The organism is Virgisporangium ochraceum, from assembly GCF_016863655.1.
GTDB lineage: Bacteria > Actinomycetota > Actinomycetes > Mycobacteriales > Micromonosporaceae > Virgisporangium > Virgisporangium ochraceum.
Genome location: NZ_BOPH01000001.1, coordinates 164,378 through 182,748 on the forward strand (window position 1 = coordinate 164,378; position 18,371 = coordinate 182,748).

The 18,371-nt window shown below is 72.9% G+C and carries 15 protein-coding genes and 1 pseudogene; 7 read left to right on the forward strand and 9 right to left on the reverse strand.

The window, feature by feature from the left end; translation table 11 throughout:
- The first annotated feature begins 59 nt into the window (after positions 1–59).
- Positions 60–755 carry a hypothetical protein gene (locus Voc01_RS00790; RefSeq protein ID WP_203925237.1) on the forward strand — a complete coding sequence of 232 codons (696 nt, stop codon included), beginning with the start codon at positions 60–62 and terminating at the stop codon, positions 753–755.
- On the opposite strand, the gene Voc01_RS00795 is transcribed toward Voc01_RS00790, so the two are convergent.
- A complete protein-coding gene (locus Voc01_RS00795; protein WP_203925238.1) occupies positions 752–2,371 on the reverse strand; it encodes a DUF885 domain-containing protein in 1,620 nt (539 codons plus the stop codon). The genes Voc01_RS00790 and Voc01_RS00795 overlap by 4 nt on opposite strands.
- Positions 2,372–2,471: 100 nt before the next feature.
- On the opposite strand from Voc01_RS00795, the pseudogene Voc01_RS00800 reads away from it, so the two are divergent.
- A pseudogene (locus Voc01_RS00800) lies at positions 2,472–3,251 on the forward strand (DMT family transporter); the annotation flags it as partial.
- On the opposite strand, the gene Voc01_RS52700 reads toward Voc01_RS00800, so the two are convergent.
- Genes Voc01_RS52700 through Voc01_RS00810 form a run of 3 tightly spaced genes read right to left on the reverse strand, consistent with a single transcriptional unit; the run spans position 3,240 to position 5,518 of the window.
- Positions 3,240–4,271, reverse strand: a complete 1,032-nt coding sequence (locus Voc01_RS52700; RefSeq protein WP_373873770.1) for a nucleoside triphosphate pyrophosphohydrolase — start codon at positions 4,269–4,271, stop codon at positions 3,240–3,242. The pseudogene Voc01_RS00800 and the gene Voc01_RS52700 overlap by 12 nt on opposite strands.
- On the reverse strand, positions 4,268–4,930 hold the full coding sequence (locus Voc01_RS00805) for a SurA N-terminal domain-containing protein (protein ID WP_203925240.1): 663 nt from the start codon (positions 4,928–4,930) through the stop codon (positions 4,268–4,270). The genes Voc01_RS52700 and Voc01_RS00805 overlap by 4 nt, the downstream gene beginning before the upstream one ends.
- A 33-nt stretch (positions 4,931–4,963) precedes the next feature.
- The gene (locus Voc01_RS00810; RefSeq protein ID WP_203925241.1) at positions 4,964–5,518 is read right to left on the reverse strand and encodes a TIGR03086 family metal-binding protein; all 555 of its coding nucleotides are present in this window, start codon (positions 5,516–5,518) and stop codon (positions 4,964–4,966) included.
- Positions 5,519–5,604: 86 nt separating this feature from the next.
- Here Voc01_RS00810 and Voc01_RS00815 point away from each other — a divergent pair, with 86 nt between their 5' ends.
- A complete protein-coding gene (locus tag Voc01_RS00815) occupies positions 5,605–6,348 on the forward strand; it encodes an SAM-dependent methyltransferase (protein WP_239159832.1) in 744 nt (247 codons plus the stop codon).
- Here Voc01_RS00815 and Voc01_RS00820 read toward each other — a convergent pair.
- Complete coding sequence (locus Voc01_RS00820) at positions 6,321–7,079, reverse strand: helix-turn-helix domain-containing protein (RefSeq protein ID WP_203925242.1); 759 nt, start codon at positions 7,077–7,079, stop codon at positions 6,321–6,323. The two genes, Voc01_RS00815 and Voc01_RS00820, sit on opposite strands and share 28 nt — an antisense overlap.
- Before the next feature lie 4 nt (positions 7,080–7,083).
- Positions 7,084–10,680 carry a transcription-repair coupling factor gene (mfd, locus tag Voc01_RS00825; RefSeq protein WP_203925243.1) on the reverse strand — a complete coding sequence of 1,199 codons (3,597 nt, stop codon included), beginning with the start codon at positions 10,678–10,680 and terminating at the stop codon, positions 7,084–7,086.
- 108 nt (positions 10,681–10,788) lie between these two features.
- On the opposite strand from mfd, the gene Voc01_RS00830 reads away from it, so the two are divergent.
- Both Voc01_RS00830 and Voc01_RS00835 read left to right on the forward strand, forming a co-directional pair.
- The gene (locus tag Voc01_RS00830) at positions 10,789–11,937 is read left to right on the forward strand and encodes a sensor histidine kinase (RefSeq protein WP_239159833.1); all 1,149 of its coding nucleotides are present in this window, start codon (positions 10,789–10,791) and stop codon (positions 11,935–11,937) included.
- Positions 11,928–12,572 carry a response regulator gene (locus tag Voc01_RS00835; RefSeq protein WP_203925244.1) on the forward strand — a complete coding sequence of 215 codons (645 nt, stop codon included), beginning with the start codon at positions 11,928–11,930 and terminating at the stop codon, positions 12,570–12,572. Before Voc01_RS00830 ends, Voc01_RS00835 begins: the two co-directional genes overlap by 10 nt.
- Here the strand turns inward: Voc01_RS00835 and Voc01_RS00840 are convergent.
- From Voc01_RS00840 to Voc01_RS00845, 3 genes are all read right to left on the reverse strand, one after another.
- Positions 12,557–13,213: a DedA family protein gene (locus Voc01_RS00840; RefSeq protein ID WP_203925245.1), complete on the reverse strand. Its 657-nt coding sequence runs from the start codon at positions 13,211–13,213 to the stop codon at positions 12,557–12,559. The two genes, Voc01_RS00835 and Voc01_RS00840, sit on opposite strands and share 16 nt — an antisense overlap.
- Before the next feature lie 212 nt (positions 13,214–13,425).
- Positions 13,426–13,551, reverse strand: a complete 126-nt coding sequence (locus Voc01_RS53930; RefSeq protein ID WP_275423669.1) for a hypothetical protein — start codon at positions 13,549–13,551, stop codon at positions 13,426–13,428.
- A gap of 29 nt (positions 13,552–13,580) precedes the next feature.
- Positions 13,581–13,946 (reverse strand): VOC family protein, encoded by a 366-nt coding sequence (locus Voc01_RS00845; RefSeq protein WP_203925246.1) that lies wholly within the window; start codon positions 13,944–13,946, stop codon positions 13,581–13,583.
- A 40-nt stretch (positions 13,947–13,986) separates the two neighbouring features.
- On the opposite strand from Voc01_RS00845, the gene ppc reads away from it, so the two are divergent.
- The gene (gene ppc, locus Voc01_RS00850; RefSeq protein WP_203925247.1) at positions 13,987–16,716 is read left to right on the forward strand and encodes a phosphoenolpyruvate carboxylase; all 2,730 of its coding nucleotides are present in this window, start codon (positions 13,987–13,989) and stop codon (positions 16,714–16,716) included.
- Between the two features lie 25 nt (positions 16,717–16,741).
- Positions 16,742–18,292, forward strand: coding sequence for an adenylyl-sulfate kinase (gene cysC / locus Voc01_RS00855; protein WP_203925248.1), 1,551 nt, complete (start codon positions 16,742–16,744; stop codon positions 18,290–18,292).
- Positions 18,293–18,371 lie beyond the last annotated feature (79 nt).

The following is an 18,371-nucleotide window of genomic DNA, read 5'->3' on the forward strand; positions in this document are numbered from 1 at the left end:
CCCGGGCGGGCGGTGAACCGATTTGCGATGGATCACCCCCGCAGTCCAAGGTGTAGGCCATGCGTTCTTCGCGGGGGCGGTTCGTCGCGGCACTCGCCGTGGTCACGGCACTACTCGCTCCGGCGGGGTGCACCCGGGCCGCGGCCGACGAGCCGGCTCTGCTCAACGACCTCGCCACCCGCCTCGACCGGGCCGGCGACCTCACGTTCACCGCCGAGTACCGCCTCGACGGCGGTGCCGAGGCGATGATCGCGCAGGCGCAGAAGCCCCGGCGGGCCGCGTACGTGCACCCCGGCGGCAAGGCCGTGTTCACCGAGACCGAGCTGGCGAACTGCCTCGGCAGCCGCTGCACGCTGAAGGCGCCCCCGTCGCCCGGTGCCGAGCCGGCGCTCGACCTGCTGGCCACCACCGCCTCCGACGAGCCGGCGCCCAGCCCGTCGCCGGGCTCGCCGGCCGCCGCCGGCCTCGTCGCGCCCAGTGCCGCGGTGCGCCTGGTGAGCTCGGCCATGACCGACGGCGCCACGGTGACCCGCTACCGGAAGACGATCGCCGGCGAGCCGTCGACGTGCGTGGGCGTGCACGGGCCGACCGGGTTCACCACGTGCGTCACCGCCGGCGGGCTGCTCGGCAGCTTCACCGGCACGGTCGACGGCACGCTCTACTCGTTCGAGCTGACCACCTACACCGCCACCGCCGACGCGGCGGCGTTCGAGCTACCGGCCGGCGCCGAGATCGACGACCAGCGTCCGGACTAGATCCCGAGCAGCGTCCTGAGGTGGCGCGGCGGCGGTGACGCGTGCGACAGCATCGCGTCGTGCCAGTCGCGGAGCGGGGTGCCGGCCGGGCGGGCGCGGGCGATCGCGGCCACCTCCGTGTAGCCCACAAAGTACGTCGACAGCTGGGTCGAGGTCAGCAGCACCCGCCGCCACTTGCCGACGGCCTCGCCCTCCTCCTGGAAGCCGCTGTCGCGCATCAGCGCGAGCGCCTCGTCGCGGGTCATGCCGTCGCAGTGCACGGCCTGGTCGAGGATCGCGTTGATCGTCATGCGCAGCTGCATCTTCAGCTGCTGCAGCCGCACCTCGCGGCCGCCGTAGCCGTGCTCGGCCATCAGCTCCTCGGCGTAGGTGGCCCAGCCCTCGACGAACGACCCCGACCGCGACACCGCCCGGATCTTCTTCGACCCGGTGGCCCGGCGGGCGTGCGCCAGCTGCAGGAAATGCCCCGGCATCGCCTCGTGGACGGTGAGGTTGCGCACCATCTGGTTGTTGTACTCGCGGTAGAACGACTCGACCCGCTCCGCCGACCAGGTCGACGGCGTCGGCGAGATGCAGTAGTAGGTGGGCACGTCGGCGGTCTCCAGCAGCCCCGGCGGGTCGCAGTAGGCGATCGCCACCCCGCGCGCGAACTCGGGCATCTCCCGGATCTCGCACGGGTCGTCGACCAGCGACATCAGCTCGAACTGGTCGACGAACGCGGTTGCCTCGGTGAGCGCCACGCGGGCCAGCTCGACGATCGTGTCGTTGGTGGGCCGGTCGGCGGCGGCCCGGGCCATCGCGGCGCGCACCGCGTCGTCGGTCGGCCGGCCACCGGTGATGGCGGCGGCCGTCTCGCGGATCTCCTCCAGCACCCGCGACAGGTTGGTGGTGGCCGCGGCCTCGATCTGGGCGGCGGTGAGGTCGGTGTCGAGCGTGTGCCAGAGCCGCGCCTCGTACAGGCGGCGGCCGAGGCGCGGGTCACGGCCGTCGCCGGCGGTCTCCAGCTTCGACCGGAGCCAGTCGCTGAACTCGTCGAGCGCGGCGATCGCGGCCTCCTGCGCGGGCGCCACCGTGCCGCGCTGCGCCGGCGCCTCGCCGAGCATCCGGTCGACCTCGCGGCGTACCAGGCCGGCGACGCCGGTGAACTGGTCGATCGCGGTCTCCAGGTGCACGCGCGGACAGTCGACGAGCACCTCGCGGGCGGTGGCCAGCGCGTCGGGGATGGCACGCAGCCGGCCGGCGAGGGGCTCCAACCGCTCGGCGACCGGCGCGAACGGGCGCTCGATCAGGTGGTGCAGCAGGGAACCCGGGTTGTGGTACAGCGGGTTCCACTCGTGCTCGCGCACCTCGGTGAGCTCGAACAGTGTGCGCTCGACCCGGGCCAGCAGCACGGTGCAGTCGACGGCGTCGGCCGGCGGCAGCGCGTCGGTGTCGACCTGCGACAGCGCGTCGGCAGCCTCGCGCAGGATCGACACGTGCGCCGCGACCGAGTCGGGTGACCAGTCGGGCAGGCAGTCGTCGTAGGTGTGGTCGCCGGCGGTCTGCGCGAGGGCCGGGCTCTCACCGAGCATCGCGTCGACGATGCGCTCGGCGCTACTGAGGAACTGCTGCCGCATGCAGAGAACCTACCCGGAGTTGACCTCCCGCCGATTGGTCCACATTCCCCGCACGTTTCTGGACCACTGAATAGAACCGCAGCGGACCTACGGTCATCGCATGTCACAGAGATCCGGCGTCCTCCAGTGCATATTCGCCATGACGATCCTCGGTGCGTCGGTGCCCGTGTCGCGCCTCGTGCTCGACTACCCCGACCTCACCGGCCAGGCCGCCCGCTACACGATCGCGGGGCTGGTGCTCCTCGCGGTCCTCCGCATACGGAACCTGCCCCCGGTGCGACTTTCGCTATCGGACGGCGTGCGCCTGCTCGCCCTTGCCCTCACCGGCCTGGTGCTGTTCAACGTGCTGCTGCTCACCGCGCTGCGGCACGCCGACGCGGCGGTGGTCGGCACGGTGGTCGGCGGCACGCCGCTGGTGCTCGCCCTGCTGGGTCCCCTGATGCGCCGCCAACGGCCGGGCGGCATGTTGCTGCTCGCCGCGCTCGTGGTGATCGTCGGTGGTGCCCTGGTGCACGGCGGCGGCTCGGCCGACCCCGTCGGGCTCGCCGCCGCGCTCGGCACGCTCGCCGGCGAGGTGCTGTTCTCCCTGCTCGCCGTGCCGCTGCTGCCGCGGCTCGGCCCGCTGCGGGTCTCGGCGTACTCGTGCGTGCTCGCCGTACCGATGCTCGGCGTGGCGCTGGTCGCGACCGGCGAGCCGGCCCGGTGGCGGCTGCCGACCGGCGCCGAGACCGCCGGCTACCTCTACCTCGGCGCGCTGCTGACCGTGGTCGCGTTCCTGGCCTGGTACGGCGGGCTGGGCCGGCTCGGACCCGAGCGGGCCGGCCTGTTCGTCGGGCTGCTGCCGCCGGTGTCGCTGGCGGTCACCGCGCTACTGGACCTGGAGCGTCCCGCCACCGTCCAGATCGTCGGCGTCCTCGTCGTCGCCGCCGGGCTCGTGCTGGGGTTGCGCAGCCCGCTCGGCGGCCCGGATCCGGTTCATGTGGTCGAGGACGGTGACTCGCAGCGCGGCCTCCGGGTCGAGCCCGCTGCGCACCGCGTCGGCGACCTGGCGCAGCAGCGACCCGCCCAGGTCGGTGTCGGTGGGTAGCGGCGGCGGCTCGAAGTCCGCCTTGTCGAGCCGGCCCAGCACCTTCGCGGCCAGCGACAGGGTCGGCTGGTGCGGCGAGATGCCGTCGAGCACCGAGTCGCGGGGCTTCTCCTCCTTCTTGATCCGCTCCCAGTTGGCGACGATGTCGTCGAGCCCGTCGACCTCGGCGCCGGCGAACACGTGCGGGTTGCGCCGGACCAGCTTCTCGACCAGGCCGCCGGCCACGTCGTCGACCGTCCAGCCCGCGCCGGCGCTCTCGGACAGGGCGCTGTGCAGCACGATCTGCAGCAGCACGTCGCCCAGTTCCTCGCGCAGCGCGCCGTGGTCGTCGGCGAGGATCGCGTCGTACGCCTCGTATGCCTCCTCGAGCAGGTACTTCGCGAGGCTGCGGTGGGTCTGCGACCGCTTCCACGGATCGCCGTCGGGCGCCACCAGCCGGGCCATCACCGCCACCGCGTCGAGCAGCCGGGCACCGGGCGGGTCCCAGGACCCGTACATCAGCTCCAGTTCGGCGCGGCCGGGCTCGCGCGCGATCCGCATGCCGAGCGATCGGGCGAAGTCCTCGTCGCCGTCGGCACCGGCCAGCCACACCGCCGTGCCGTGCTCGTCTGCGTCCCGGAGCAGCGCCTCGGCGTCCGGCCGCGCGTCGACGGTCACCGACACCCCGACGTGGCGCAACGCCGCGACCTGCCCGCCCTCGACGGCGGCCCGGACCGGAAAGGCCCGCACCAGGTCCCACGCCTCGGCGGTGAGCAGCCCCGCCGGCAACCGCGGCGAGGTGACGAGCAGGACGACGCGCGACACGGGGCTCAGAGCTGGTCGCTGACGCCGATGCCCTCGGCGAGCACCATCGGCACCCCCACGGACCCGATCGACGCGGTGAGCGGCCGGTACCGCGGGTTGACCTCCAGGCCGATCTTCTTCGCCTGCTCGAGCAGGAGGGCACGCGCGCCGAGCACACCCGGCAGGCTCGAGTTCGCGCTGAGCTGCTGCTTCGCGTCTTCGAACGTGGTGGTGTCGGGGATCGACTGGCTGGTGATCAGCCCCTCGTAGATGTCCCGCAGGTCCCGCTCGGTCGGCTGCACCGGGCTGGACTTCTGGATCAGCGCGCCACCGGCGGCGTCGAGCTCGGCGATCGCCCGGGCCAGGTCGGAGTCGGCCGGCAGACCGGTCGACCGGGCCACCTCGTCGTACGCCGGCGCCGGCACGTCGATCGAGTTCGCCTTGGCCGCCTTCTCCGCCAGCTCGCTCAGCACGAGCGTGCTCACCACCAGCCCCCGGATCCCGGCCGGGTTGCGGTCCGGCGCCGACCGGCGGACCTCCTCGACCATCCCGTCGATGCGCTTTTCGGTGATCCGGACGTCACCGACGTACGCGGCCGTGCCCGGCTGGGCCCGCCCGCACCCGGCGAACGCGAGCCCGGCGACGAGCACGAGCACAGCGAAGATGGTGGATCGACGCGGCGATGGCATGGTGCCACCCTCTCACGCCCGATCTCGGCGCTTTTACGAAGGTCGGGTGATCGGGCCGCGGCCGGTCAGCCCGAGGATGCGGTCGAGCAGCGGCGCGTCGTCGGGCACCGCCACCGCCGGGCCGTACACCCCCATCTCGCGGCCCTGCTCGGCGGTCTTCGCGACCTCCTCGTGCACCGGCGCCAGCAGGGTGTCCGGCCAGGTCGGACGCTGCCCGGTGGCGACCGCCAGGTCCCAGCCGTGCACCACGACCTCCGCGAGCACCATGCCGCCGATCATCGGGGCGGGCAGCTCCATCGGGCCGCCCAGCCGGGTCGCGCCCTCCCAGGCCGACGGCTCGCTCCACGCCTCCTCCAGCGCGGCGAAGTGCGGCTCCAGGTCGGCGGGGTCCGCACCGGACACCGGCACCGGTGTCACCTCCTCCTTGCCGGCCGCGGCGACCAACGCCGGTCCCCACTCCAGCAGGTGGTCGACGAGCTGCCGCACCGTCCAGTCCCGGCAGGGCGTCGGTGCGTCGAGGTCGTCGGGACGGATCCCGCGCACCACGGCGAGGGTCGGCGGAACGGCGAGCGCGATGAGTTCGTGCATGGCCGTGGACCGTACCGGCGCCTCGCGCACCCGGTCTTGAACAAACGCGACGACGGGACCGGCGCCGATCGATAGGCTTCGCGGCCGTGACCGAACCTCCCGCCCTGGGCGCCGGCGACCGGCTCGACTTCGCGAACCCGCTGTCCGCCGACCGGGCCGACCGGATGGTCGCCCGCCTCGCCGCCGCGCGCCCCTCGACGGTCGTCGACTACGGGTGCGGCTGGGGTGAGCTCCTGCTCCGCGTGCTCGACCGGTGCCCGCGGGCCCGCGGTACCGGCCTCGACGTGCACGGGCCCGACATCGAACGCGCCCGGCGCGCCGCCCGCGACCGCGGGCTCGACGGGCGGGTCGAGTTCGTCGAGGGATCCGCGGCCGACCACCGGACACCGGCCGACGCGGTCATCAGCCTCGGCGCCTACCAGGCGTTCGGCACCACCGTCGAGGCGTTGGAGGCGCTGGCCGGGCGGGTCAAACCGGGCGGGCGGCTGCTGTTCGGCGCCGAGGTCTGGACCGTGCCGCCGAGCCCGGAGCGGTTGGCGCACATGTGGGCGGGCGCCTCCACCGACGACTGCGTCGACCTCGCGACGCTGGCCGACCAGGCCGTCGCGGCCGGCTTCCGGCTGCTGCGCGTCGAGACCGCGACCCTCGACGAGTGGGACGCGTTCGAGTTCGGGCTCACCGAGGACGTCGAGGAGTGGCTCCTCGCGAACCCGACCGGTCCCCACGCCGCGGGCCTGAGAAGCGAGCTCGACGGGATGCACCACCGGTACCTGCACGGCACCCGCGGCGTGCTCGGCCTCGCCTACCTGACGCTCGGCCGACGCGGGTAGCGCTCGGCGTAGTACGTGGGCGGCTCGCCGACGAGCTTGGTGAAGTCGCGGGTCAGGTGGGCCTGGTCGGCGTAGCCGAGGTCGGCCGCCAGCACGGCCCAGTCGACGGCGCCGCCGGCGGCGAGGCGCTCGGTGATCTCGTGCAGGCGGTACCGGCGGATCACCCACTTCGGCGCGACGCCGACGTGGTCGCTGAACAGCCGCTGCAGCCCCCGGACCGACAGGCCGGCGTCGGCGGCCAACGCGTCGACGCGGGTCAGGTCGGGTGTGGTGGCGATCCGCTCGACCAGGTCCGCGGCCTGCCCGGTCGCCGGGTCGGGGCCGGGCAGCCGGTCCAGGAGGAACGCGTCGACGGTCTGCGCTGAAGGCACGGCGCCGTCGAAGACCGCGGCCGCCGGCAGCGTGCGGTCGGTGATGGTCGACACGGGACGCCCGAGGAACGGCCGGAAGCAGCCGGGCCGGAACGCCACCCCGAACACCCGGCCCCGCCCCTCGAGCGTGCGGACCACGAAACCGCGCGACACGCCCCGCACGAGCGGCTCGCCGTTCAGGAACGACAGGTGCACCTGCGGGTACGGCACGACCTTCTGCCGGAACGGCGGCTGCCCGCGCAGGTCCCACGAGACGGCCCAGTAGTGCGTGACGTACGGCGCGAGGTCGGCGGCCGGCTCGCCCTTCCAGTGGTGCTGGAACGTGGTCCAGGCGCCGCCGACCTCACGTTGGTCGCGCATCCGCTCAGGCTTTGTGGGCCGCCGGCACCGGGTCGCCCAGCACCGAACGGAGCAGCTCGGCCGCCCAGTCGAGCAGGGCGGTGTCGCGCAGCGGCTGGCCGCCGACGCGGGCCGTGGTCGGCCGCGGCAGCGACACGGTGTCGGTGGCCTGCTTGTAGACCGCGTCGGGGTAGAGCCGCTTGAGCCGCAGCTGTTTCGAGTCGGGCAGGGACAGCGGGCCGAACCGGACGTGCCGGCCCTGCAGGGACACGTCGGTGACCCCGTACTGCTTGATCAGCATGCGTAGCCGGGCCACGGCGATGAGGTTCGCCACCTCCGTGGGCGGCTCGCCGTACCGGTCACGCATCTCGGCGGCCACCTCGTCGAGCGTCTCGTTCGACTTGGCACCGGCGAGCTTGCGGTACATCTCCAACCGCAGCCGCTCGGAGCCGATGTACTCCAGCGGCAGGTGCGCGTCGACCGGCAGGTCGACCTTGACCTCGGTCTCCTCCTCCGGCTCCTCGCCCTTGAACTGCTGCACGGCCTCGCCGACCATGCGCACGTACAGGTCGAAGCCGACCCCCTCGATGTGACCGCTCTGCTCGCCGCCGAGCAGGTTGCCGGCGCCGCGGATCTCCAGGTCCTTCATCGCGACGTACATGCCGGCGCCGAGCTCGGTGTGCTGGGCGATCGTGGCCAGCCGCTCGTGGGCCTGCTCGGTGAGCGGACGCTCGGGCGGGTAGAGGAAGTAGGCGTAGGCGCGTTCGCGTCCCCGGCCCACCCGGCCCCGGATCTGGTGCAGCTGCGACAGGCCCAGCAGGTCGGCCCGCTCGACGATCAGCGTGTTGGCGTTGGCGATGTCGATGCCGCTCTCCACGATCGTGGTGCAGACGAGGACGTCGAACTCCTTCTCCCAGAAGCCGACCATGATGCGCTCCAGCGCGTCCTCACCCATCTGGCCGTGCGCGACCGCGACCCGCGCCTCCGGGATCAGCTCGCGCAGCCGGCGGGCCGCGCGCTCGATCGACTCGACCCGGTTGTGCAGGTAGAAGACCTGGCCGTCACGCAGCAGTTCGCGGTGGATCGCCGCGGCGATCTGCTTCTCGTCCTGGACGCCGACGTAGGTGAGCACCGGGTGGCGCTCCTCCGGCGGGGTGGCGATCGTCGACATCTCGCGGATGCCGGTGATCGCCATCTCGAGCGTGCGCGGGATCGGCGTCGCCGACATCGACAGCACGTCGACCTGCGCCCGCAGGGTCTTCAGGTACTCCTTGTGCTCGACGCCGAACCGCTGCTCCTCGTCGACGATGATCAGGCCGAGCTGCTTGAACCTCGTCGACTTCTGGAGCAGCCGGTGGGTGCCGATCACGATGTCGACGGTCCCCTCGAACAGCCCTTCCAGGGTGATCGTGCTCTCCTTCGGCGTCACGAACCGGGAGAGCTGCTTGATCACCACCGGGAACTGGGCCATCCGCTCGGCGAACGTGTTGAAGTGCTGCTGCGCCAGCAGCGTGGTCGGCACCAGGACGGCCACCTGCTTGCCGTCCTGAACCGCCTTGAACGCCGCGCGCACCGCGATCTCGGTCTTGCCGTAGCCGACGTCGCCGCAGATGAGCCGGTCCATCGGGACCTGCTTGCGCATGTCCTCCTTGACCTCGTCGATCGCGGATAGCTGGTCGGGGGTCTCGGTGTACGGGAACGCGTCCTCCAGCTCGCGCTGCCACGGCGTGTCGGGGCCGAACGCGTGCCCCTTCGACGCCTGGCGCGCCGCGTACAACTGGATGAGCTGCGCGGCGATCTCGCGCACCGCCTTGCGCGCGCGGGCCTTCGACTTCTGCCAGTCGGAGCCGCCCATCTTGTGCAGCGACGGGTTCTCGCCGCCGACGTAGCGGCTCAGCTGGTCGAGCGAGTCGGTGGGCACGAACAGCCGGTCGCCGGGCTGGTTGCGCTTGCTCGGCGCGTACTCGATCACCAGGTACTCGCGCTCGGCGCCGTTCACGGTGCGCTGCACCATCTCGACGTACCTCCCGATGCCGTGCTGCTCGTGCACCACGAAGTCGCCGGCGCGCAGCTCCAGCGGGTCGATCGTGTTGCGCCGGCGGGCCGGCATCTTGCGCATGTCCTTCGTGGACGCGCCGCGCCCGCCGGAGATGTCGTTCCCGGTGACGATCGCGAGCCTGGCATTCTCGTCGACGAACCCGTGGTCGAGGCCGCCGGTGGTGATCGTGACGGTGCCGCTCGGCGGCTCCTCACGGATGCCGTCGACCAGCGACACGCCGAGACCGGCGTCGCGCAGCACCTCCGCGGCCCGGTCGGCGGGGCCGTTGGCCGGGAACACCACCGCCACCCGCCAACCGTCGCCGCTCCACCGCTTCAGGTCGTCGACGACCCGGCCGGTCTCGCCGTGGTACAGCGGCACCGCCTGGGCGCCCAGCGTCAGGGTGAGCGTGTCGTCGTCGCTGATCGCGGGCAGCAGGTCCTCGTCGGGGTCGCGCCAGGGCTCGTCCTCCCGCGGGCGTTGCGTCTCCACCTGCCCGAACGGGCTCACCGACCACCACGAGTGGCCCAGCGAGCCCGCGTGCTCACGCACGTCGGCCAGCGTCTTGAACGACGCGGCCCCGAGGTCCACCGGAACCTTGCCCCCGACGGCGGCCGCGGCCCAACTGGCCTGCAGGAACTCCTCCGACGTGCGCACCAGGTCGTGGGCGCGGGTGCGGATCCGCTCGGGGTCGCAGAGCAGCACGTGGGTGCTCCGCGGCAGCGTGTCGATCAGCAGTTCCAGCGAGTCGGACCCGTCGAGCAGCGCCGGCGCGAGGCTCTCCATACCCTCGACCGGGATGCCGGCGGCGATCCGGTCGAGCATCTCGCTGAGCTGCGGATGCTCGGTGGTGAGCTGGTTGGCCTTGGCCTTCACCGCGTCGGTGAGCAGCAGTTCCCGGCACGGCGGCGCGAACAGGCTGTCGACCTTCTCGATGGTGCGCTGGTCGGCGACCGCGAACGTACGGATCTCCTCGACCTCGTCGCCCCAGAACTCCACCCGCAGCGGGTGCTCCTCGGTGGGCGGGAACACGTCGAGGATGCCGCCGCGCACCGCGAACTCGCCGCGCTTGGTGACCAGGTCGACCCGGGCGTAGGCGACGTCGACGAGCCGCTGCACGACCTCGTCGAGATCGTGGGTGCCGCCGGTGGACAGCTCGATGGGTTCGAGGTCACCGAGGCCCTTGAGCTGCGGCTGCAGCACCGCGCGCACCGGGGCGACGACGACGTTGATCTTCTGCCCGGACGGGTGCGCGAGGCGGCGCAGCACCGCCAGACGCCGGCCGACCGTGTCGGACCGGGGCGACAGGCGCTCGTGCGGGAGCGTCTCCCACGACGGGTAGACCGCGACGCTGTCGGCCGGCAGCAGACAGCCCAGGGCATCGGCCAGGTCGTCGGCCTCCCGCCCGGTCGCGGTGACGGCCAGCACCGGGCGGTGCGCGGCGATCGCGGCCACGACGAAGGGACGCGAGGCCGGCGGCGCCGTGATGTCGGTCTGCTGCCGCTGGTCGGCCTTCGCCAGTTCCCCGGTGCGGGCGAGTGCGCGGTCGGCCAGGGCGGCGGGCAGGAGGCCGGCGAGCTTCATTGGTGCATCCTCACGGCGCGATTCGACACAGCAGTGTGACCCCAGACCGGCGGAGCCGGGGGGTTCGATGCGTCAAGACTACCCGCCCCGGCCCGCTAGCCTGGCCTCGTGCGGGCGGCGGTGAGGCATCTGGTCGGCTTGACGCTCGGTGCGTCGACCGGCGCGGCGACGCTCGGCTGCCTGGCGCTGGCCGGCCTCGTGATCGCGCCCGCCCTCGGCTGGCCGCGCTACCGCACCACCGCGTTGCGCCTGGTGAACGGCGGGGTGATCGGGCTCGCCCGGCTGGAGCAGTGGCGTCTCGGCCGCTTCCACGGCGACACCGAGGCGGCCGCCTACCGCGGCTACGGCCGGGAACGCGCGCTCACCTACCTCGGCGTGCGCTGGCCGGTGGGCCTCCTCGGCGGCGCGATCCTGTTACTGACGGTCTACGGCGCCGGCACGGCGGTGGTGTTCGCGTGGGGCTGGGCGCGGGGCGAGGAGCCCGACGGGATCCCCTTCGAGTGGTGGGTGGTCGCCTACATCGGCACGTTCGGGCTGGTGCTGGCGTTCCTCGCGCTGCAGGGGCTGATCGGGGTGGTGCGGCTCGAACGCCGGCTCGCCCACCGCTTCCTCGGCCCCACCGACGCCGACGCGCTGCGCCGGCGCATCGAGGAACTCGCGACCAGCCGCGCCGAGGTGGTGCAGGCCGTCGACGCCGAGCGGCGGCGGATCGAGCGGGACCTCCACGACGGCGTGCAGCAGCGGCTGGTGGCCCTCGGGATGCTGCTCGGCCAGGCCCGGCGGCACCCGGCACGGTCGGCCGAGCTGGTGGAACAGGCCCACGAGGAGTCCCGGCAGATCCTCGACGACCTGCGCGAGGTCGCGTGGCGGGTGTACCCGACGGCGCTGGACAACCTCGGGCTGGAGGAGGCGCTGGCCCGGGTGGCCGAGCGGTCGCCGGTGCCGGTGACCGTCGAGTACCGGCTGACCGGGCGGCTGCCCGCGCCGGTCGAGGCGGCGGCGTACTTCGTGGTGTCGGAGGCGGTCACCAACGCGACGAAGCATGCTGCGGCCAGCCGCATTTCCCTCGCGGTGACGACCGAGCAGGATGGCTTCGTGACGGTCACGATCACCGACGACGGCGCCGGTGGCGCCGACCCGGCCGGCAGCGGGCTCACCGGGCTGGCCCGGCGGGTCGCCGCGCTCGACGGACGGTTCGAGGTGCGCAGCCCCGCCGGCGGCCCCACGGTCGTGGAGGCGGAACTGCCGTGCGGGTGATCCTCGCCGAGGACTCGGCGCTGCTGCGTGACGGGCTGCGCCGCATGCTCACCGACGAGGGCTATCTCGTCGTCGCCGCGGTCGGCGACGGCGCCCAACTGCTCGACGCGGTGGCCGCTTCCGAGCCGGATCTCGTGGTCGTCGACGTGCGGATGCCGCCCACGCACACCGACGAGGGCATCCGGGCGGCACTGGAGATCCGGCGCCGCTGGCCCGCCGTCGGCGTGCTCGTGCTCTCCCAGTACGTGGAGCAGCGGTACGCCGTCGACCTGCTCATGGGCGACAACGCGCGCGTGGGGTACCTGCTGAAGGACCGGGTCGCCGACGTCGGCGAGTTCCTGGAGGCGCTGGCCCGCGTCGGAGCCGGTGGCACCGCGTTCGACCCGGAGGTGGTGCGGCAACTCCTGCGCCGCACCACCCACACCGACCCGCTGAGCCGGCTCACCCCGCGCGAGCAGGACGTGCTCGCCGAGATGGCGCAGGGCCACAACAACACGTCGATCGCCGCCCGGCTGCACGTCTCGCAGAGCGCGGTCGAGAAGCACGTCAAGGCGATCTTCGACAAGCTCGACCTGGCGCACTCCGACGGCTACAGCCGCCGGGTGCTGGCCGTGCTGCGTTACCTGGGGTCGTGAACCCTGGCCCGTCCCACCGCGCGCACCGGCTCCTCCTCGCCGCGGCGGTTCCGGCGGATACGGGTCACGACGAACCCGGCCGTGGCGACCGCGACCACCGCGAGAACGGCCTTCGAGTAGACGCCCACCGACTCCTCGATCACGTGCCAGTTCTCCCCCAGCACGTACCCGGCCAGCACGAACACGGTGTTCCAGATCGCGCTGCCCAGCGTGGTGTAGAGCACGAACACGCCGAACCGCATGCGCTCGACGCCCGCCGGCACCGAGATGAGGCTGCGGAAGATCGGCACGAACCGGCCGAAGAACACGGCCTTCGTGCCGTGCCGGGCGAACCACGCCTCGGTGCGGTCGACGTCGGACAGCTTCAGCAACGGCATGCGATCGACGATCCGCCGCAGCCGGTCGCGGCCGATGAGCGCGCCGATCCAGTAGAGGAGGACCGCGCCGACGACCGAGCCGGCCGTGGTCCAGACGAGCGCCGCGGTGAGACTCAGCTCACCCCGGCTGGCGCTGAACCCGGCCAGCGGCAGGATCACCTCGCTCGGCAGCGGCGGAAACAGATTCTCGAGGGCGATGAGCAGCCCCGCGCCCGGCGCACCGAGCGTCTCCATGACCGACACGGCCCAGCCCGCGATATCCATACCTGAACCGTAGAAATGGATCTTGCTCACCGGTATGCGGCGGCCCACCCACCTACCCTGCGGAAAACCACAGCCCGCCCCCGACCCCGGACGCCCCTTCCCCGCCGATCTTGCACCCGTGGCCGCTGTTATTTCGGGCTATGTCCGGCTTTATCAGGGGCCACAACTGCAAGATCGGCGGCTCCGAGCGCGGGGCGCGGGGCGGGGGGCGGTTAGTCCGGGGGTTCCTGGGCGGCTTCCCTCGTGGTGTCGGCCTTGCGGTTGGGGTCGGCGGCTTCCTTCTCCGCCTCGGCCGCGCGGTTGGCGTCCGCCTCGCGCTTGGGCTGGTCTTCGGTCATACCGCGCGAATACCCCGGGCGGCCCGCGGTTAACGGGTCTGCATGAGGCCGATCTGGTGGCCATCGGGGTCGACGAGGAACACCATCCACAGCTCACCGTCGACGTCGCGGTGGATTACGTGCGGCTCGTCGAGGAACGCCACACCCTCGCCGGTCAGGCGGCGGTACTCGGCGTCGAGGTCGTCCACCCGGAAGTAGAGGACGCACTTGCTGGCGAACTCGGGCGACTCGGGCGTGCCGAGGTACAGCCGCACGTCACCGGCCTGGAAGAACGCCATCGGCTGGCCCGGCACCCGGAACAGGAACTTGATACCGAGCACGTCCCGGTAGAACGCGATCGACCGGTCTAGATCGCGGACGCTGATGTGCACCTGGCCCAGGGCTCCGACTGCCATGGCGACATTATGTAACGAGGGCCCACTACTCTCAGACCACGTGACGGACAAGCAGGAGTACGACGCCGCCCTACGCTCCGACATCCGCCGGCTGGGCACCCTGCTCGGGCAGACCCTCGCCCGCCAGGAGGGCCAGCCGCTGCTCGACCTCGTCGAGGAGGTGCGGGCCCTGGTGCGGGTCGACGGCGGAGCGGCCGCCGAGCGCCTCGCGACGATGGACGTGCCGACCGGCATCATGCTCGCCCGGGCCTTCTCCACGTACTTCCACCTCGCCAACATCACCGAACAGGTGCACCGCGCCCGCGACCTGCGCCGCGCCCGCGGCCAGGAAGGCGGCTGGCTCGACCGGGCGGCCAAGCTCATCGCCGACCGGGGCGTCGGGGTACGCGAGGTCAGCGCCGCGGTCAGCCGGCTCGCCATCCGTCCCGTGTTCACCGCACACCCGACGGAGGCCGCGCGGCGCTCGATCCTCACCAAGCTCCGGGCCGTCGCCACCGAACTCGACCGCGAAGCCAGCGCGGCCGCCGTCGACGGGTGGACCGACCGCGACGGCACCGACCGCCGCCTCGCCGAGGTCATCGACCTGCTGTGGCAGACCGACGAACTGCGCCTGCAGCGCCCCGAGCCGGCCGACGAGGCCCGCAACGCCATCTACTACCTGGCCGACCTGGCCGACACCGCCGCGCCGACCGTGCTGGAGGACCTCGCCGACACGCTGGCCAACCTCGGCGTCCCGCTGTCGCCGACCGCGCGTCCCCTGACGTTCGGCTCCTGGATCGGCGGCGACCGCGACGGCAACCCGTTCGTCACCCCCGCCGTGACCCACGACGTGCTGATCATCGCGCACGAGCACGGCATCCGGCTGGCCGAGCGGCTCGCCGACCGGCTGGTCGACGAGCTCAGCGTGTCGCGGCGGGTCCGCGGCATCTCGCTCGACCTGGCCGCGAGCCTCGCCGCCGACCTCGACGTCCTGCCCGAGATGGCGCCCCGGTACCGGCGGGTCAACGAGGAGGAGCCGTACCGGCTCAAGGCCCGCTGCATCCGGCTCAAGCTCGCCAACACCCGCATGCGGCTGGCGTCCGGCGCACCGCACCGGCCCGGCCGCGACTACCTGGGCACCGGCGAACTGCTCGCCGACCTGGAACTGATGCGCGCCTCGCTGGCCCGCAACGGCGGCCAGCTGACCGCCACCGGCCGGCTCGCGTCGGCGATCCGCACCCTCGCGGCCTTCGGGCTGGGGCTGGCGACGCTCGACGTCCGCGAACACGCCGACGCCCACCACGTGGTGCTGGCCCAGATGTTCACCCGCGTCGGCGAGGTCGACTACGCCTCCCTCGACCGGCCCGGACGCCTGGCCGCCCTCACGAAGGAGCTGTCCAGCCGGCGGCCGCTCAGCGGCGTCGACACCCCGCTCAGCGACGGCGCCCGCAAGACCTTCGACGTGTTCCGCACCATCCGCGCCAGCCAGGAGCGGTTCGGGTCCGAGGTCGTCGAGTCGTACATCGTCTCCATGACCCAGGGCGCCGACGACCTGCTCGCGCCCGTGGTGCTGGCCCGCGAAGCGGGCCTGGTCGACATCGTCGGCGAACGCGCCCGCATCGGGTTCGTACCGCTGCTGGAGACGACCGCCGAACTCGACAACGCCGGCCCGCTGCTCGACCAGCTGCTGACCATCGAGCCGTACCGCACGGTCGTGAGGGCCCGGGGAGACGTGCAGGAGGTGATGCTCGGCTACTCCGACTCCAACAAGGAGGCCGGCATCACGACGTCCCAGTGGAGCATCCACCGCGCACAGCGGGCGCTGCGCGATGTGGCGGCCCGGCACGGGGTGCGGCTGCGGCTCTTCCACGGCCGCGGCGGCACCGTCGGCCGCGGCGGGGGCCCGAGCCACGAGGCGATCCTGGCCCAGCCGTTCGGCACGCTCGACGGTGCGATCAAGGTCACCGAACAGGGCGAGGTGATCTCCGACAAGTACACGTTGCCGAGCCTCGCGCGCGACAACCTGGAGCTGACCGTCGCCGCCGTGCTGCGCAGCGCCCTGCTGCACACGGAGTCGAGGTTCCCCGCCGAGCAGCTTTCGCAATGGGACGGCGTGATGGCGACCGTGTCGGGCGCGGCGTTCCGGCGCTACCGGTCACTCGTCGAGGAACCCGATCTCCCGGCGTACTTCTGGGCGTCGACACCCACCGAGCTGCTCGGAGCGCTGAACATCGGCTCGCGGCCGGCGAAGCGTCCCGACAGCGGGGCCGGCCTCGGCGGACTCCGCGCGATCCCGTGGGTGTTCGGCTGGACGCAGACCCGGCAGATCATCCCCGGCTGGTACGGCGTCGGCACGGGCCTCGCCGCCGCCCGCGAAGCCGGCCTCGGCGACGCCCTCAAGGAGATGCACGAGCGCTGGTTCTTCTTCCAGACGTTCCTCTCCAACGTGGAGATGATGCTCTTCAAGACCGACCTGGGCATCGCGTCGCGGTACGTCGCGGCCCTGGTGCCCGAACGCCTCCGGCCGCTGTTCGACCGCATCCGCGAGGAGTACGACCGCACCGTCGCCGAGGTGCTCGCGCTCACCGGCGAGACCGAGCTGCTGGAACGGCAGCCGGTGCTGCGCCGCACCCTGGCCGTCCGCGACACCTACCTGGAGCCGCTGCACCACCTTCAGGTGGCGCTGCTGCGCCGGTACCGGACCGAGGAGGACCCCCGCGACCCCACCCTGCAACGGGCCCTGCTCACCACGGTCAACGGAATCGCGGCGGGGCTGCGCAATACGGGCTAAGGCGGGCCTGACAGGATAGGCACTCATGACCAACGGCTGGGTCCTGCCCGAGGGCGTACTGCGTGATGCTCCCGCCTACACGCCGCGTCCGCATGAGCTGGCCGACCTGGAGCTGATCCTGTCCGGCGCCTACGCGCCGCTCACCACGTTCCTCGGCCGCGCCGACGTCGCGTCGCTGGGACGCACCGGCCGGCTCGTCGACGGCACGCCGTGGCCGGTGCCGGTGACGATCGAGGTGCCTCCCGGGATCGCCGAACAGCTCGACGTCGGCGACCCGCTGCGGCGCGTCCTCGTGCTCACCGACCCCGAGGGCGCGCCGGTCGCGGCCGTCGACGTCACGGAGAGCTGGCCCACCCGGGAGGGCACGGTCGGGGTCACCGGCCGCATCCGGCGCATCGGCGAGGGCGCGCAAGGTCCGTTCCGCCGGCTGCGGCGCGCGCCCGGCGAGGTGCGCGGCATCTTGCCGCCGGGCCGCGTGCTCGGCATCTTCGCCGACCGCCCGCTGCACCGGCCGCAGCTGGCCCAGCTCGCCTACGCGGCCCGCACGCTCAACGGTCACCTGCTGGTGCTCATCCCCGTCGGGGGTCCCACCGCCGAGGGAATCTCGGCGGAGTCGCTGGTGCGGTGCATCCTCGCCGCACGCGACCGGATGCCGCCGGCCACCATCGTCGGCGTGCCCCTGTCGGCGCACGGAGACGAGATCCGCGACGCGCTGCTGCGGGCCAAGGTGGCCGCCGCGTACGGGGTCACGCACCTGCTGGCCACCGGCGCGTCGATGATGTCGGGCGGCGGGCTGCGCGTCCTGGTCCCCCGGGAACTTGCCTACGACAGCCGCGACGGGCAGTGGCGCAGCCGCGACGACATCCCGCCCAAGCACCGGCGGCTGCCGTTGGCGCCGGCCGAGGTCGACGACCTGCTCGACCGCGGCGCGCCCCTGCCGGAATGGCACACGCCGCCGGCCGTGGCCCGCGAGATGGCCAAGGCGAGGCCGCCGCGCCGCCAGCGCGGGCTGGTGCTGTTCTTCACGGGTCTGTCCGGTTCGGGCAAGTCGACGATGGCCCGCGGTGTCGTGGAGACCCTCCTGGAGACCGGCGAACGCACGGTGACCCTGATGGACGGCGACGTCGTCCGCCGGCACCTGTCGGCCGGCCTCGGCTTCTCCGCGATCGACCGCGACATCAACGTCCGGCGCATCGGCTGGGTGGCCGCCGAGGTGGCCCGCCACGGCGGCATGGCGGTGTGCTGCCCGATCGCCCCGTACGAGTCCGCCCGCCAGGCCGCCCGTGACTTCGCCCGCGCGGCCGGGGCCGGCTTCATCCTCGTGTGGGTGAACACCCCGCTGGCCGAGTGCGAACGCCGCGACCGCAAGGGTCTCTACGCCAAGGCCCGGGCCGGCCAGATCAAGGGCATGACCGGCATCGACGACCCGTACGAGATCCCGGCCACGCCAGACCTGACCATCGACACCACGGACCTGCCGGGCGGCGAGGCGATCGCCACCGTCCTGCGTTACCTGGGCGCGAACGGGTGGATCGACCCGCGCCAGGCGACCGAGAAGAAGGCACAGGCCTCTTAGGCCCCGGCCGCTTCAGGGGTGCGCCCCGGCCGGCCGCGCCGGGCTGGATCCAGTACGCTCGTACTGCTAACAGAATCCC